Raw genomic sequence first — 15830 nt, forward strand, 5'->3', positions numbered from 1 at the left:
CCACAAGCAATTTGATGCACGATGCGCAACGCATTTCAGCTGAAGGGCTTGGCGCGTGGCAGACCTGTATGTGGACGGTGAATGGCGGAAGCCGGTGGCCGGAGGCCTCCGGGAGATCCGCTGCCCCGCCGACGGCACCCTTTCGGCGACCGTGTCGGAAGGGACGCGTCCCGACTCCGAGGCGGCGATCGCCGCGGCTCGCCGCGCCTTCGACGAGGGGCCCTGGCCCCGCACCCCGGAGCGTGAGCGCGGCGCCCTGCTGCTGCGCACCGCCGACCTGATCGAGCGGGACGCGAAGGAGTTCGCACGTGCGGAGTCGCTGGACACCGGCAAGAGGCTGGTCGAGAGCGAGTACGACATCGCCGACGTGGTCTCCTGCCTCCGATACTACGGCGGACTCGGCGGCACCGACGCCGGCCGGGTGATCGACACCGGCCGCGACGACGCCGTCAGTCGCGTCGTCCACGAGCCGATCGGCGTGTGCGGGCTGATCACCCCGTGGAACTACCCGCTGCTGCAAGCCAGTTGGAAGGTGGCCCCGGCGCTGCTCGCCGGCAACACGATCGTCCTCAAGCCCAGCGAGCTCACTCCCTCCTCTTCCATCCTGCTGATGAAGGCGCTCGAGGAGGCCGGGCTGCCGGCCGGCGCGGCCAACCTCGTGCTGGGCACCGGACCGGAGGTCGGCGCCCCGCTCGCCGAGGACCCGGCCGTCGACATGGTCTCCTTCACCGGCGGCCTGGAGACCGGCAAGCGGATCATGGCCACCGCCGCGTCGACGGTGAAGAAGGTGGCACTGGAGCTCGGCGGCAAGAACCCGAACGTCGTCTTCGCCGACGCCGACTTCGAGACGGCCGTGGATTTCGCCCTCACCGCCGTCTTCCTGCACTCCGGGCAGGTCTGCTCGGCCGGCGCCCGGCTGATCGTCGAGGACGGCCTGCACGACCGCTTCGTCGACGAGGTCGTCCGCCGCGCGGCACGCATCCGCCTGGGCGGGCCCTTCGACCCCGAGGCCGAGACGGGAGCGCTGATCTCCGCGCAGCACCTGGCCAAGGTCGAGGCGTACGTCGCCGCGGGGATCGCCGAGGGCGCCCTGCTGCGCTGCGGCGGCGCACGGCCGGACGACCCCGCGCTGGCCGGCGGCCACTACTACCCGCCGACCGTGCTCGACGAGTGCACGCAGGACATGAGCGTGGTGCACGAGGAGTCCTTCGGGCCCGTGCTGACCGTCGAGCGCTTCACGGACGAGGACGACGCCGTCCGCATCGCCAACGACACCGAGTACGGGCTGGCCGGCGCCGTGTGGACGCAGGACGCCGGCAAGGCCCAGCGCGTGGCCCGCCGACTGCGCCACGGCACGGTGTGGATCAACGACTACCACCCCTATGTGCCGCAAGCCGAATGGGGCGGCTTCGGCCACTCGGGCGTGGGCCGGGAGTTGGGGCCGGCCGGCCTGGACGAGTACCGAGAGCGCAAACACATCTGGCAGAACATCCACCCCCGGCCGCAGCGCTGGTTCAGCGGCTGAACGCCGAAAAGAGGTCGATCGTGACCCCCACACAGACCGAGGTGCCGCAGCGGCGCGGTACACCCCAGGACTCGGACGCCGCTCCGGTCATCTCCGTGCGCAATCTGTGGAAGGTGTTCGGGCCGAAGGCCGAGAAGGTCCCGGGATCCGAGGAGTTGTGCGGACTCAGCCGCCGCGAGCTCATGGACCGCACCGGATGCACCGCCGCCGTACGCGACGTGCACTTCGACGTCTCGCCCGGCGAGGTCTTCGTCGTCATGGGCCTGTCCGGCTCCGGCAAGTCCACGCTGGTGCGATGTCTGACCCGGCTGATCGAACCCACCTCGGGCGAGGTCGTCTTCGAGGGCCAGGACATCCGCCAGGCGGACGCCGCGCGCCTGCGTGAGCTGCGCCGCAGCAAGTTCTCCATGGTCTTCCAGCACTTCGGGCTGCTGCCGCACCGCCGGGTCGTCGACAACGTCGCCTTCGGCCTGGAGATCCGCGGGACGGGCAGGGCGGAACGCACCAGGCGGGCCCTGGAGGTCGTCGAGCTGGTGGGCCTCGCCGGGTACGAGAACGCCTACCCCGACCAGCTCTCCGGCGGTATGCAGCAGCGTGTCGGCCTGGCCCGCGCGCTGGCCGGCGACCCCGACGTGCTCTTCTTCGACGAGCCGTTCTCCGCGCTCGACCCGCTGATCCGCCGCGACATGCAGAACGAGGTCATCCGGTTGCACCACGAGGTCGGCAAGACCATGGTGTTCATCACCCACGACCTGTCCGAGGCCCTCAAGCTGGGCGACCGCATCCTGATCATGCGCGACGGCAAGATGGTCCAGTGCGGCACCGGCGACGAGCTCGTGGGCGCCCCCGCCGACGACTACGTCCGCGAGTTCGTCAAGGACGTGCCGCGCGGCGAGGTCCTCACCCTGCGCTGGATCATGCGGGCGCCGGAGGCCGGCGACGACCTGGACGGTCCCGAGCTGGGCCCGGACGTCGTGGTGCGCGAGGCCACCCGGGTCGTCCTCGCGGCCGAGAAGCCGGTCAAGGTCGTGGAGAACGGCAAGCTGCTCGGCATCGTCGGCGACGAGGAGATCCTCGCGGTGGTCGCCGGGCAGGAAGGCGGCGTGTGATGGCCGTCGCCGTGGAGAAACCGCAGAAGACCCAGGCGGCACCGGCCCCCGAACCCGTCAAGCGCGCCCGGGGAGTCGGCCGGCCCCTGGTGATCGGCGCCATCCTCGTCGTCTGGCTGGTGCTGTTCGCCGTGCTGCGCGGCAAGCAGACGCTCTCCCTGGCGACGGCCGATCTGACCGATCTGCACCGCTGGATCAACGACTTCAACGACTCCGTCGGCGCCCACCGCAACTCCAACCCGCTCTTCCTGTACTTCTTCAACGAGATCCGGCTGGTCATCGACAACCTGGTGACCTTCATCCAGCACCTGATCTCCCAACCGTCCGGGGCCCGCCCGGTCCCGCAGATCGGCTGGCTGGGCGTCGTCGGCCTCGCCGGCTACGTCTCCTGGGCCGTGGGCAACTGGCGGGTCGCCCTGCTGGCCGTGGCCGGCTTCACCTTCTTCGGGCTGCAGGGGCTGTGGCAGGAGAGCATGGACACCCTCGCGCTCACCCTGTCCGCGGTGTTCGTGGCCCTGCTGTTCGCGATCCCGCTCGGGGTGTGGGCCGGGCTGTCGGACCGGTTCAACCGGATCATGACGCCGTTCCTGGACTTCATGCAGACGATGCCGACCTTCGTCTACCTGGCGCCGCTGACCCTGTTCTTCCTCATCGGCGGGGCCTCCGCCACCATCGCCACCGTGATCTACGCGGCGCCGCCGACGATCCGGATCACCGCGCACGCCATCCGCAACGTGTCCAGGACGACGGTCGAGGCGGCCGACTCCCTCGGCGCCACCCGCCGCCAGTCGCTGCTGAAGGTCCTGCTGCCGATGTCCAAGCGGACCGTGGTGATGGGCGTCAACCAGACCATCATGGCCGCCCTGGCGATGGTGACCATCGCGGCCCTGATCAATGCGCCCGGCCTCGGCCCGGTCGTCATCCAGGCGCTGCAGTCGCTCGACGTCGGCACGGCCTTCAACGCGGGCCTCGCCATCGTGGTCATGGCAATCGTCCTGGACCGGGTCACCACCGCGGCCGCCGCACGCGAGGAGAACGCGCGCCGGGCCGGCAACCGCTTCGCGAGGTGGCGGCGGCCGCTGCTGGGCGTCGGTGCCGTGGTCACGGCAGTCCTCGTCCACCTGTCGCACACCTATCTGTGGGCGGCCGACTTCCCCGGCGACGGCACGGTCGGCACCCACATCGCCGACGCGACCGACACCGCGACCAACTGGACGCAGGACAGTTTCTCGGGTCTGACCAACGCCCTGCGTGACGCCCTCACCAACGGCCTGCTCAACCCGTTCCAGACACTGCTCACCGACTCCCCGTGGTGGCTCGTGGGCGCGGTGCTGCTCGCGCTCGCCGTGGTGCTCGGTGGCTGGAAGGCCGGCATCACCACGGGCGTGTGCGTGGGTCTGCTGGTGGCCACCGGCGTGTGGTCGGACGCGATGACCACGCTGGCCTCGACGCTCGTGGCGACGGTGCTGGTGATGATCCTCGGTGTCGTCTTCGGGGTGTGGATGGGGCGCAGCACGACCGTGGACCGGGTGATCCGGCCGACCTTGGACGCGGCCCAGGTCATGCCGCCGTTCGTCTACCTCGTGCCGTTCCTCGCGCTGTTCGGCGCCTCCCGCTTCACGGCCATCGTGGCCGCGATCGTCTACGGGGCGCCCGTCGCCATGAAGATCATCGCGGACGGGATCCGGGCGGTGCCCGCGACCACCGTGGAGGCGGCCACCTCCGCCGGGTGCAACACCTGGCAGATCATCACGAAGGTTCAACTGCCGATGTCTCGCAGTGCCCTGACACTCGCCACCAACCAGGGCCTGATCTACGTGCTGTCGATGGTTGTTGTGGGCGGCCTGGTGGGAGCGGGCGCCCTCGGCTACGACGTCGTGGCCGGATTCTCTCAGGGAGAGCTGTACGGCAAGGGGCTGGCGGCAGGACTCGCCATCGTACTGCTCGGAGTCATGTTCGACCGGATCACTCAGGCCGCGGCGCGCCGCGCCGGCGCTTAAGGAGCACGACACCATGGCAAGACACTGGCGAGCCGGCGCGGCCGGCCTGGCCGTCCTCGGCCTCACTCTCACCGCGTGCGGCGGCGCGAAGGTCGGCGACACCGCCTCGGGTTCGGACAGCGCGGGCAGCTCCGGCACGTGCGGCACGTTCAACCTCGCGGTCAACCCCTGGGTGGGCTACGAGGCCGACGCGGCGGTCGTCGCGTACGTCGCCGAGCACAACCTGGGCTGCAAGGTCACCAAGAAGAACCTGAAGGAGGAGATCGCCTGGCAGGGCTTCGGCACCGGCGAGGTGGACGCCGTCCTGGAGAACTGGGGCCACCCCGACCTGGTGAAGAAGTACATCGACCAGCAGAAGACGGCCGTGGACGCCGGGCAGACCGGCAACAAGGGCGTCATCGGGTGGTACGTGCCGCCGTGGCTGGCCAAGGCGCATCCCGACATCCTCGACTGGAAGAACCTCGACAAGTACGCGTCCGAGTTCAAGACCTCCGAGTCGGGCGGCAAGGGCCAGCTCCTGGACGGCGACCCCTCGTACGTCACGAACGACGCCGCGCTGGTGAAGAACCTGAAGCTCGACTTCAAGGTGGTGTACGCGGGCAGCGAGACCGCGCTCATCCAGTCCTTCCGGGACGCCGAGAAGAACAAGAAGTGGGTCATCGGCTACTTCTACGAGCCGCAGTGGTTCCTGTCCGAGGTCCCGCTGAAGAAGGTCTCCCTGCCCGCCTACAAGACGGGCTGCGACGCCGACCCGGAGAAGATCGCCTGCGACTACCCCGTGTACGACCTCAACAAGATCGTCAGCACGAAGTTCGCCAAGTCCGACAGCCCCGCCTATCACCTGGTGAAGAACTTCAACTGGACGAACGACGACCAGAACACCGTCGCCAAGTACATCGCCCAGGACAAGATGTCCGACGAGGCGGCGGCCAAGAAGTGGGTCGAGGCCAACAAGGACAAGGTGGACGCCTGGCTCAAGTAGCCGGATTCCCGCGTCGGTCGAACACGCCCGGCGGGCGGTGCGCACCCGTGTGCACCGCCCGCCGGGCATTGCCGTGTCCAGGGCGCCCACCGGGTCGTTCCCCGACGTCACGGACCCCTTGACACCCCCTCGCGCGGAAGGCACGCTGAGTTGCGCAACCTGAATCACGTTGCGCAACAAGCAACTGAGCGGTTCTTGATTTCGGAGGTGCGGCGATGGCGGGACCCCGAGTGGTGATCATCGGAGCGGGTGTCGTGGGAGCGGCGCTCGCGGACGAGATCTCCGCGCGAGGCTGGACCGAAGTGACCGTGGTCGACCAGGGCCCGCTCCCCGCGACCGGGGGATCCTCGTCGCACGCTCCCGGCCTGGTCTTCCAGACGAACTCCTCCAAGACCATGACCGAGATGGCCCGCTACACCGTCGAGAAGTTCTGCTCTCTCGACGTCGACGGCAAGCCCTGCTTCCTGCAGGTCGGCGGCCTCGAAGTGGCGACCACCCCGGAGCGTCTGGCGGAGCTGCACCGCCGCCACGGCTGGGTCACGGCCTGGGGCGTACCGGCCCGGCTGCTCACCCCCGACGAGTGCGTGGAGCAGCACCCGCTGGTCAACCCCGCAAGGGTCCTCGGCGGCCTGCTGGTTCCGACCGACGGCCTCGCCAAGGCGGTCCTCGCCGTCGAGGCGCAGATCCGCCGGGCCACCGAGCGCGGCGTGACCTTCCTCGCCCGCCACGAGGTGCTCGACGTCCAGCAGGCCGACGGCCGCGTCACCGGCGTCCGCACCGACCAGGGCGAGATCCCCGCCGACATCGTGGTGTGCTGCGCCGGCATCTGGGGCCCGAAGATCGCCCGCATGGCCGGCATGAACCTCCCGCTGACCCCACTGGCCCACCAGCTCGCCTGGACCGGCCCCGTCCCGGCCCTCGCCGGCCAGACGGAGGAGGCGGTCCGCCCGATCCTGCGCCACCAGGACGCCGACCTGTACTACCGCGACCGCTTCGACGGCCTGGGCATCGGCTACTACGGTCACCGCCCGATGCCCGTCACCGCGGACGAGATCCTCTCCGTCGACGAGGCCGACCGGATGCCGTCGGTGCTGAAGTTCACCGAGGACGACTTCGCGCCCGCCTGGACCGAGACCCAGTCCCTGCTCCCCGCCACGCAGGAGGCCAAGGTCGAGGAGGGCATCAACGGCCTGTTCTCCTTCACGACCGACAACTTCCCGCTGCTCGGCGAGTCCCGGGACGTCAAGGGCTTCTGGGTCGCCGAGGCCGTGTGGGTCACCCACTCCGCGGGCGTGGGCCGGGCGATGGCCGAGTGGCTCGTCGACGGTTACTGCTCGTCCTTCGACCTGCACGAGTGCGACGTCAACCGCTTCGAGCCGCACCAGTTGGCCCCGGAGTACGTCCTGGCGCGCGACTGCCGGAACTTCGTGGAGGTCTACGACATCCTCCATCCCCTCCAGCCGTCCGGGGACCCGCGCCCGATCCGCACCAGCCCCTTCCACACCCGCCAGCAGGAGCACGGCGCGTTCTTCCTGGAGGCGAACGGCTGGGAGCGCCCGCAGTGGTACGAGGCCAACGCGAAGCTCGTCGAGGGCCGCACCATCCCCACCCCCAACGACTGGGCCGCCCGGTTCTGGTCGCCCATCGTCGGCGCCGAGGCCCAGGTCACCCGCGAGACCGTCGCGATGTACGACATGACGGCCCTCAAGCGCCTGGAGGTGAGCGGCCCCGGGGCGGGAGCGTTCCTGGAACGCCTGTGCACCGGCAAGGTCGCCAAATCCGTCGGCTCGGTCACCTACACCCTGCTCCTCGACCATGACGGCGGCATCCGCAGCGACGTCACCGTGGCCCGCCTGGCCCCCGACCTCTTCCAGGTCGGCGCCAACGGCAATCTCGACCTCGACTGGTTCTCCCGCCACCTCCCCGCCGACGGCACCGTCCAGGTCCGCGACATCACGCCCGGCACCTGCTGCATCGGCCTGTGGGGCCCGCTGGCGCGCAAGGTCCTGCAGCCGCTGACGGACGAGGACTTCTCGGCCGACGGCCTGAAGTACTTCCGTGCCAAGCGCGCCTACATCGGCTCGGTGCCCGTCACCGCCATGCGCCTGTCGTACGTGGGCGAACTGGGCTGGGAGCTCTACACCACCGCCGACCAGGGCCAGAAGCTGTGGGACACCCTGTGGCGGGCCGCGGGGCCCCTCGGCGGCGTCATCGCCGGCCGCGGCGCCTTCAACAGCCTGCGCCTGGAGAAGGGCTACCGCTCCTTCGGTACCGACATGACCTACGAGCACGATCCGTACGAGGCCGGCGTCGGCTTCGCCGTCAGGCCCGACAAGGGCGACTTCATCGGCAGGGCCGCGCTGGAGCGCCGCAGGGAGAACGTGCGGCGCAGGCTGACCTGCCTCACCATCGACGACCCGTGGTCGGTCGTCATGGGCAAGGAGCCGGTGTACGACGGCGACCGCGCGGTCGGCTACGTCACCAGCGCCGCCTACGGCTACACGATCGGCAAGGGCATCGCCTACGCGTGGCTCCCGGCCGAGCTGGCCACCCCCGGCACGCCCGTGTGGATCGGCTACTTCGACCAGCGTGTCGAGGCGGTCGTCACCGAGGAACCCCTGTTCGACCCCACCATGTCCCGCCTCCGTGGCTGACACTCCGCGTCGACTCCGAGGGAAGGAACACCGCCGGTGAACGCACAGCTGCTCGACGGCAGGGCGACCGCCGCCGACATCCGCCGCGAACTCGCGGAGCGTGTGGCCAAGCTGACGGCCACCGCCGGCCGCCCGCCGGGCCTGGGCACCGTCCTGGTCGGCGACGACCCCGGCAGCCGCGCCTACGTCGCCGGCAAGCACCGCGACTGCGCACAGGCCGGCATCGCCTCGATCCGCCGCGAGCTGCCCGCCGACGCCTCGCAGCAGCAGGTCGAGGAGACCATCGACGCACTCAACGCCGACCCGGCCTGCACCGGCTACATCGTCCAGCTCCCGCTCCCGCGCCACCTGGACGCGAACGCCGTACTGGAACGCATGGACCCGACCAAGGACGCCGACGGCCTGCACCCCGTCAACCTCGGCCGGCTCACCCTGGGCGTCGAGGCCCCGCTGCCGTGCACCCCGCGCGGCATCGTCGAACTGCTCCGCCGCCACGACGTGCCCCTCGCCGGAGCCCGCGTCTGCGTGATCGGCCGGGGCATCACGGTAGGACGCCCGATCGGCCTCCTCCTCACCCGGCGCTCCGAGAACGCCACCGTCACCCTGTGCCACACCGGCACCAAGGGCCTGGCCCGGCACGTACGCGAGGCGGACATCGTCGTCGCCGCCGCCGGCTCGCCCGGCCTGGTCACCAAGGACATGCTGCGCCCCGGCGCGGTGGTCCTGGACGTCGGCATCACCCGCACCGACGAGGGCCTGGCCGGCGACGTGCACCCGGAGGCCGCCGCGGTCGCCGGATGGCTCGCGCCGATGCCCGGTGGCGTGGGCCCCATGACCCGGGCGATGTTGCTCGCCAATGTCGTCGAGGCCGCCGAGAGGAACGCGAACACCGTATGAACGTGCTGAACGGAGTTGTCCGATGAGCCCCCGCACGCCCGGCGCCGACCTCCCCGACCACCCGGACTTCCTCTGGCGTACGCCCGAGCCGAAGCGGTCGTACGACGTGGTGATCGTCGGCGGCGGCGGACACGGTCTCGCCACCGCCCACTACCTGGCGAGGAACCACGGCATCACGAATGTCGCGGTGCTGGAGAAGGGCTGGCTCGCGGGCGGCAACATGGCCCGCAACACCACGATCATCCGCTCCAACTACCTGTGGGACGAGAGCGCCGGCATCTACGAGCACGCCCTCAAGCTCTGGGAGGGCCTGGCGGAGGAGCTGGACTACCCGATCCTGTTCTCCCAGCGAGGCGTGCTGAACCTGGCCCACAGCCTCCAGGACGTCCGCGACAGCGTGCGCCGCGTCGAGGCGAACCGCCTCAACGGCGTGGACGCGCAGTGGCTCGACGCGGACGGCGTCAAGGAGGTGTGCCCGATCGTCAACATCTCCCCGGACGTGCGCTACCCGGTCCTCGGCGCCACCTACCAGCCGCGAGCGGGCATCGCCAAGCACGACCACGTCGCGTGGGGCCTGGCCCGCTCGGCGGACGCGGCGGGCGTCGACATCATCCAGAACTGCGAGGTCACCGGCCTGGACGTGGTCGGCGGCCGGGTGGTCGGTGTCCAGACGAACCTGGGCCCCGTCGCCGCCGGCAAGGTGGCGCTCTGCTCGGCGGGCCACACCTCGGTCCTCGCCGCCATGGCCGGCATCGAACTGCCCGTCCAGAGCCACCCGTTGCAGGCCCTGGTCTCGGAACTCCTCGAGCCCGTGCACCCCACGGTGGTGATGTCCAACGCGGTCCACGTGTACGTCAGCCAGGCCCACAAGGGCGAGCTGGTGATGGGCGCGGGCATCGACGCGTACAACTCCTACACCCAGCGCGGCGCCTTCCACATCATCGAGGAGCAGATGTCGGCGGCCCTGGAGCTGTTCCCGGTCTTCGCCCGCGCCCATGTGCTGCGCACCTGGGGCGGCATCGTCGACGTCAGCCCCGACGCCTCGCCGATCGTCGGGCTCAGCCCCGTCGACAACCTCTACCTCAACTGCGGCTGGGGAACCGGCGGCTTCAAGGCCACCCCGGGCGTCGGCTGGGTCTACGCCCACACCATCGCCCACGACACCCCGCACGCCCTCAACGCCCCCTTCTCGCTCGACCGTTTCACCACCGGCGCGCTCGTCGACGAGCACGGCGCGGCCGCGGTGGCCCACTAGGGAGCCGATCCATGCTGCTCATCCCCTGCCCGTGGTGCGGGCCCCGCGACGAGGCCGAGTTCCACTACGGCGGCCAGGCCCATGTGCCGTACCCGCAGGACCCGGCGTCCCTCACCGACGAGGAGTGGGCCCGCTACCTGTTCTTCCGCGACAATCCCAAGGGCCCCTTCGCCGAGCGCTGGAGCCACGCGGCGGGCTGCCGCCGCTGGTTCAACGCGGTACGGGACACGTCGACGAACGAGATCCTCGCGGTGTACCGGCCGGGGGAGGAACGCCCGGCAACGATCGAGCCGAGGGCGGCTGTACCAGCCCGTCCGGCGTTCGAGGACGAGGCCGTTCGGGCCGAAGGGGGGTCCGGGAGCGCAGCCCCCAGCGGGGTCGAAGGGGCGGAGCCCCTTCAGGACGGGAAGGGCAGGGGCGGCGGGGGCGCTGCATCGAACAGCGGCTCCGCCGCGGGTCAGCCGTTCCGCCACCCGACCCGCGGCCGAATCGACCGCACCACCCCCCTCACCTTCACCTTCGACGGCACCGCGTACCAAGGCTTCCGGGGCGACACCCTCGCCTCCGCCCTCCTCGCCAACGGCGTCATCCAGGCCGCCACCAGCATCAAGCTCGGCCGCCCCCGCGGCATCTTCTCCGCCGGCGCCGAAGAGCCCAACGCGGTCGTCCAGATCGAGGAGCCCTTCCCCGAGCCGATGCTCCCCGCGACGACCGTCGAGCTCTACGACGGCCTGGTCGCCACCAGCCTCCCCGGCCAGGGCCGCCTCGCCACCGATCCGGACCCCGCCCGCTACGACGCCGTACACGAGCACTGCGACCTGCTCGTCGTCGGTGCGGGCCCGGCCGGCCTCGCGGCAGCGGCCGCCGCCGCGAAGAGCGGCGCCCGCGTCATCCTCGCCGACGACCGGCCGGAGCCGGGCGGCAGCCTCCTCGGCACGGGCGAACACCTCGACTGGGTGGCGGACGTCGTCGGGAGACTGGAGGCCGAACCCGAGGTCCGCATCCTGCGCCGCACCACGGTCTTCGGCTACTACGACGACAACCACCTCCTCGCCGTCGAGCGCCGCACCAACCACCTCGGCGCCGGCGCCCCGGAGACGGTCTCCCGCGAACGCGTCCACCGCATCCGCGCCCGACGCGTCGTCCTCGCCACCGGAGCCCACGAGCGCTCGCTGGCCTTCGCGGACAACGACCGCCCCGGAGTGATGCTGGCCGCCTCGGCCCGCAGCCACGTCAACCGCCACGGCGCCCTGCCGGGCCGTCACGCGGTCGTCTTCACCACCAACGACAGCGCCTACGCGGCGGCACTGGACCTCGCCGCCGCCGGTGTGGACGTCGGGGCGATCGTCGACACCCGCCCCGCACCGGGGGAGTGGGCCGAGCGCGCGCGGGCGGCCGGCATCGAGGTGCTGGCCGGGCACGCCGTCACCGGCACCCAGGGGGAGGCCCGCCTCACCGCCGTGACCGTCGCGCCGTACGGAGAAGCCGGAGGACAGCGGGAGTTGGCAGCAGACCTGCTGCTGGTCTCCGGTGGCTGGAACCCGGTGGCCCACCTGTTCAGCCAGTCGGGCGGCAAGCTGCGCCACGACGAGGCGCTCGGCGCCTTCGTCCCCGACACCTGCCACCAGGCGGTCGAGGTGGTGGGCAGCGCGAGCGGCGTCCTCGACCCGGCCACCGTCCTGGCACAGGGCGCGGCCGCCGGTGCCCGCGCCGTCGAGGCCGAGGGCTACACGCCCGAGGCGCCCCGCCTCCCGGAGGTGACCGCACAGCCGCGCCCGACACCACCGATGCACGTGTACGTCGTGCCGGGCGCCTCGGACTCTCCCCGGTTCGTCGACCTCCAACGCGACGTCACCGTCGACGACCTGGCCCGCGCGACGGGCGCCGGCCTGCGCTCGGTCGAGCACACGAAGCGCTACACCACGGCCGGCACCGCCAACGACCAGGGCAAGACCTCCGGCGTCCTGGCGAGCGGTGTCGTCGCCGAACTGCTCGGCGTGGACATCTCGGCGCTCGGCCTGCCCACGTTCCGGCCGCCGTACACCCCGGTTTCCTTCGCCGCACTCGCCGGCCGCGACCGCGGCGCGCTCAGCGATCCGATCCGGACGACGGCCCTTCACGAGTGGCACGCCGCGCACGGCGCCCTGTTCGAGAACGTCGGCCAGTGGAAGCGCCCCTGGTACTACCCGCGCGGCGGCGAGGACATGGAGACCGCCGTGCTGCGCGAATGCCGGGCCGCCCGCGAGAGCGTGGGCTTCATGGACGCCTCCACCCTGGGCAAGATCGACGTGCAGGGCCCGGACGCCGGCGTGTTCCTCGATCGGCTCTACACCAACATGATGAGCACCCTGAAGACCGGCATGATCCGCTACGGCGTCATGTGCCGCCCGGACGGGATGGTCTTCGACGACGGCACGGTCGTCCGCGTCGCCGAGGACCGCTTCCTGGTCACCACCACGACGGGCAATGCGGCCGCGGTCCTGGACTGGATGGAGGAGTGGCTGCAGACGGAGTGGCCCGAGTTGAGGGTCCACTGCACGTCCGTGACCGAGCAGTGGGCCACCGTCGCCCTGGTCGGTCCGAGGTCCCGCGAGGTGCTCGCCTCGCTCGCACCCCGACTGGCCGTGTCCAACGACGACTTCCCGTTCATGGCCTGGCGTGCGGCGACCGTCGCCGGCATCGACGCCCGTGTCTGCCGGATCAGCTTCTCCGGCGAACTCGCCTACGAGATCAACGTCTCCCCGTGGCAGGCCCTCGCCCTGTGGGAGGCCGTGTACGAGGCCGGCGCCCCGTACGGCATCACCCCCTACGGCACGGAGACCATGCACGTCCTGCGCGCCGAGAAGGGCTACCCGATCATCGGGCAGGACACCGACGGCACCGTCACCCCGCAGGACCTCGGCATGAGCTGGGTGGTGTCGAAGAAGAAACCGGACTTCATCGGCAAGCGGTCCCACGCCCGCGCGGACACCGTCCGCCGCGACCGCAAGCACCTGGTCGGTCTGCTGCCGGAGGACCCGGGCACCCTCCTCCCGGAGGGCACCCACGTGATCGCCGACGGTGTGCTGCCGGCACCGCCGGTCCCGATGCTCGGGCACGTCACGTCCAGCTACCGCAGCGCGGCCCTCAACCGGACCTTCGCGCTCGCCCTGATCAAGGGCGGCCGGGACCGCATCGGCGAGCGGCTCTACGCCCCCGTGGGCGACCAACTGGTGCCGGTGACCGTCGCCGGCCCCGTCCTCTACGACCCCGAGGGAGCCCGCCGCGATGGCTGACAACGCCCTGACCGCCCAGCTCCGCAGCCCCCTGTCGCATGCCGCGGGTCGCCTGGCCGCCGCGACACGTGCGTCCGGGGGCGCGATCCGGCTGGCCGAACTCCCCTTCCTGGCCCAGCTCGATGTGCGCCTCGACGCCAAGGGGGCGGCGGCGGAGGCAGTCGGCCTCGCACTGGGCCTCCACCTGCCCCTCCAGCCCAACACAGCGGTGCGCGCCGGGGAGTCCACGGTGCTGTGGCTGGGCCCGGACGAATGGCTGCTGGTGGGACCGCCGGGGAGCGAGCGGGACCTGGAGAACCGGATCCGGGAGGCCGCCGGCGACGAGTTCGTCTCCGTCACCGACGTCTCCGCCCAGCGCACCACGCTCCTCGTATCGGGCCCGGACGCCCGCGACCTGCTGGCCCACGGCTGCGCGCTGGACCTGCATCCGCGGGTCTTCGGCTCCGGACGCTGCGCGCAGACGACGCTGGGCCGCACCCAGGTCGTCCTGGTCGCCCGGGACGAACCCAGGGCCGGATTCTGGGTGCTGGTCCGTTCGTCGTTCGCCGGCTATCTGGCGGACTGGTTGCTCGACGCGGCGACGGAGTACCTCGCCTGAGCCGTGAACGCCTCCGTAGTGGGCGTCCTGACTCGCGCTGCTCCAGCAGGGAGTCGCCCGGCGCTTCGGCGGGACGCCGCGGCCACCGCCGCGTCCGTGCTCGCCGCGGCGCAGGGCGTCTGGTGCCTGCGCGTCCACGACGTCGTCTCGACGCTCGACGCGGTTCGGGTGACGGCCCGCTGGGGCGCCGGGACGGGTCCGCCGGCACGGTGATCGTCGTACGGCGGGCGCGGCTCAGCCCAGGTAGCCCATCCGGCGGCTGATCTCCTCCGCGCCCTTGATCAGCGCGGGCGCGAGCCCGTGGATGCGCTCCTCGGTGAAGCGGTAGGCGGGGCCGGAGGCACTGAGCGCGGCGATGACCTCACCGTCGCGGGAGCGGATCGGGGCGGCCAGGGCCTGCAGTCCGATCTCGAGCTCCTCCAGCGTCACCGCGTACCCGCGCTCCCGCGCTTCGGCGAGGTTCTTCTCCAGCTTGGTCCTGGCGGTCAGAGTGCGTGGTGTCAACTTCCGCAACCCGGACGCCGCGAGCACCTCGGACCGCTCCTTCTCCGGCAGGTGGGCCAGCAGGATCTTGCCGCTCGACGTGGCGTGCACCGGGGTGAGCTGTCCGACCCAGTTGTGCGTGCCGACCGCGCCGGGGCCGCGCACCTGGTAGAGGTTGACCGCGTAGTGCTCCTGGAGGACCGCGATGTTGACGGTCTCGCCGATCTCCTCGGCGAGGCGCTCGCACACCGGGCGGCCCTGCTGGGTGATGTCGAGGCGGCCCGTGACCGCGCCGGCCAGCCGCACGAGCCCGAAGCCGAGCCGGTACTTGCCCCGCTCGGCCGTCTGCTCCACCAGACCGCGTGACTCCAACGCCCCGAGCAGGCGGAACGCGGTCGACTTGTGGACACCGATCTCGGCGGCGACCTCACTGACACCGGCTTCGCCGCGCCGGGCGAGGATCTCCAGGACGCTGACGGCACGGTCGACGGACTGCACGCCGGTCACCGCGGCCTCTGACGTTGCGCCTTCTGCCGCTTGGTTGCTCATGGCGCAACTATACGGTCGGGTCCGCGAGTTCGTGGGAGTTGCGGAAGGGGTCGTCGCGGACGGGATCCGGCCGCCCGCATGATCGCACGGCCCGCCCGCCGGCGGAAGACCGCGGTGCCTCTGCGGCCGTACGAACTCGTGCTGCAGCTCCCTTGACAGCCCCCGGCGCCGGTGGAAAGCATGTTTCATATAACGAATTGCGTTGTGTTATGCGAGACGACTCGGCAAGGTCGTCAACCTCCCGGCCCGGTCCTGGATGTCACTCCGCCCAGCCGCCCACTGTGCCCCCACCCGAGGAGAGCGCCGATGACCCTGTTCAACCAGTCCCTGCACGAGCTGGACCCGGAGGTCGCCGCGGCGGTCGACGCCGAGCTGAACCGGCAGCAGTCCACGCTGGAGATGATCGCCTCCGAGAACTTCGCGCCGCTCGCGGTGATGGAGGCGCAGGGCTCGGTCCTGACCAACAAGTACGCCGAGGGCTATCCGGGCCGGCGCTACTACGG

10 protein-coding genes and 1 pseudogene are annotated in these 15830 nt (G+C 71.2%); 10 read left to right on the forward strand and 1 reads right to left on the reverse strand.

Annotation, left to right across the window (positions count from 1 at the left end; genetic code table 11):
- The first annotated feature begins 55 nt into the window (after positions 1-55).
- From ACZ404_RS36475 to ACZ404_RS36515, 9 genes are all read left to right on the forward strand, one after another.
- On the forward strand, positions 56-1525 hold the full coding sequence (locus ACZ404_RS36475) for an aldehyde dehydrogenase family protein (protein ID WP_468447635.1): 1470 nt from the start codon (positions 56-58) through the stop codon (positions 1523-1525).
- Positions 1526-1545: 20 nt separating this feature from the next.
- Positions 1546-2634 (forward strand): quaternary amine ABC transporter ATP-binding protein, encoded by a 1089-nt coding sequence (locus ACZ404_RS36480; RefSeq protein WP_468447637.1) that lies wholly within the window; start codon positions 1546-1548, stop codon positions 2632-2634.
- Positions 2634-4634: an ABC transporter permease gene (locus ACZ404_RS36485; protein ID WP_468447639.1), complete on the forward strand. Its 2001-nt coding sequence runs from the start codon at positions 2634-2636 to the stop codon at positions 4632-4634. The genes ACZ404_RS36480 and ACZ404_RS36485 overlap by 1 nt, the downstream gene beginning before the upstream one ends.
- A 13-nt stretch (positions 4635-4647) precedes the next feature.
- Positions 4648-5616, forward strand: a complete 969-nt coding sequence (locus ACZ404_RS36490) for an ABC transporter substrate-binding protein (protein WP_468447641.1) — start codon at positions 4648-4650, stop codon at positions 5614-5616.
- Positions 5617-5831: 215 nt separating this feature from the next.
- Entirely contained in the window at positions 5832-8270 is a 2439-nt protein-coding gene (locus ACZ404_RS36495) for a GcvT family protein (protein WP_468447642.1), read from the forward strand.
- A 36-nt stretch (positions 8271-8306) separates the two neighbouring features.
- Positions 8307-9167, forward strand: coding sequence for a bifunctional methylenetetrahydrofolate dehydrogenase/methenyltetrahydrofolate cyclohydrolase (locus tag ACZ404_RS36500; RefSeq protein ID WP_468447643.1), 861 nt, complete (start codon positions 8307-8309; stop codon positions 9165-9167).
- 22 nt (positions 9168-9189) lie between these two features.
- Positions 9190-10422, forward strand: a complete 1233-nt coding sequence (locus tag ACZ404_RS36505; RefSeq protein WP_468447645.1) for a sarcosine oxidase subunit beta family protein — start codon at positions 9190-9192, stop codon at positions 10420-10422.
- A gap of 11 nt (positions 10423-10433) precedes the next feature.
- Entirely contained in the window at positions 10434-13697 is a 3264-nt protein-coding gene (locus tag ACZ404_RS36510; protein ID WP_468447647.1) for a sarcosine oxidase subunit delta family protein, read from the forward strand.
- Complete coding sequence (locus tag ACZ404_RS36515) at positions 13690-14295, forward strand: sarcosine oxidase subunit gamma (RefSeq protein ID WP_468447648.1); 606 nt, start codon at positions 13690-13692, stop codon at positions 14293-14295. The genes ACZ404_RS36510 and ACZ404_RS36515 overlap by 8 nt, the downstream gene beginning before the upstream one ends.
- 234 nt (positions 14296-14529) lie before the next feature.
- On the opposite strand, the gene ACZ404_RS36520 is transcribed toward ACZ404_RS36515, so the two are convergent.
- Complete coding sequence (locus tag ACZ404_RS36520) at positions 14530-15327, reverse strand: IclR family transcriptional regulator (protein ID WP_468447650.1); 798 nt, start codon at positions 15325-15327, stop codon at positions 14530-14532.
- Between the two features lie 306 nt (positions 15328-15633).
- On the opposite strand from ACZ404_RS36520, the pseudogene ACZ404_RS36525 reads away from it, so the two are divergent.
- Positions 15634-15830: pseudogene (locus tag ACZ404_RS36525) on the forward strand (serine hydroxymethyltransferase); the annotation flags it as partial.

Source organism: Streptomyces sp. NPDC030798, from assembly GCF_055572275.1.

Bases quoted from the DNA above. Each gene is read 5' to 3' on its own strand.
- ACZ404_RS36485 (WP_468447639.1), top strand. From the start codon at position 2,634: ATGGCCGTCGCCGTGGAGAAACCGCAGAAGACCCAGGCGGCACCGGCC.
- ACZ404_RS36490 (WP_468447641.1), top strand. From the start codon at position 4,648: ATGGCAAGACACTGGCGAGCCGGCGCGGCCGGCCTGGCCGTCCTCGGC.
- ACZ404_RS36495 (WP_468447642.1), top strand. From the start codon at position 5,832: ATGGCGGGACCCCGAGTGGTGATCATCGGAGCGGGTGTCGTGGGAGCG.
- ACZ404_RS36505 (WP_468447645.1), top strand. From the start codon at position 9,190: ATGAGCCCCCGCACGCCCGGCGCCGACCTCCCCGACCACCCGGACTTC.
- ACZ404_RS36510 (WP_468447647.1), top strand. From the start codon at position 10,434: ATGCTGCTCATCCCCTGCCCGTGGTGCGGGCCCCGCGACGAGGCCGAG.
- ACZ404_RS36515 (WP_468447648.1), top strand. From the start codon at position 13,690: ATGGCTGACAACGCCCTGACCGCCCAGCTCCGCAGCCCCCTGTCGCAT.
- ACZ404_RS36520 (WP_468447650.1), bottom strand. From the start codon at position 15,327: ATGAGCAACCAAGCGGCAGAAGGCGCAACGTCAGAGGCCGCGGTGACC.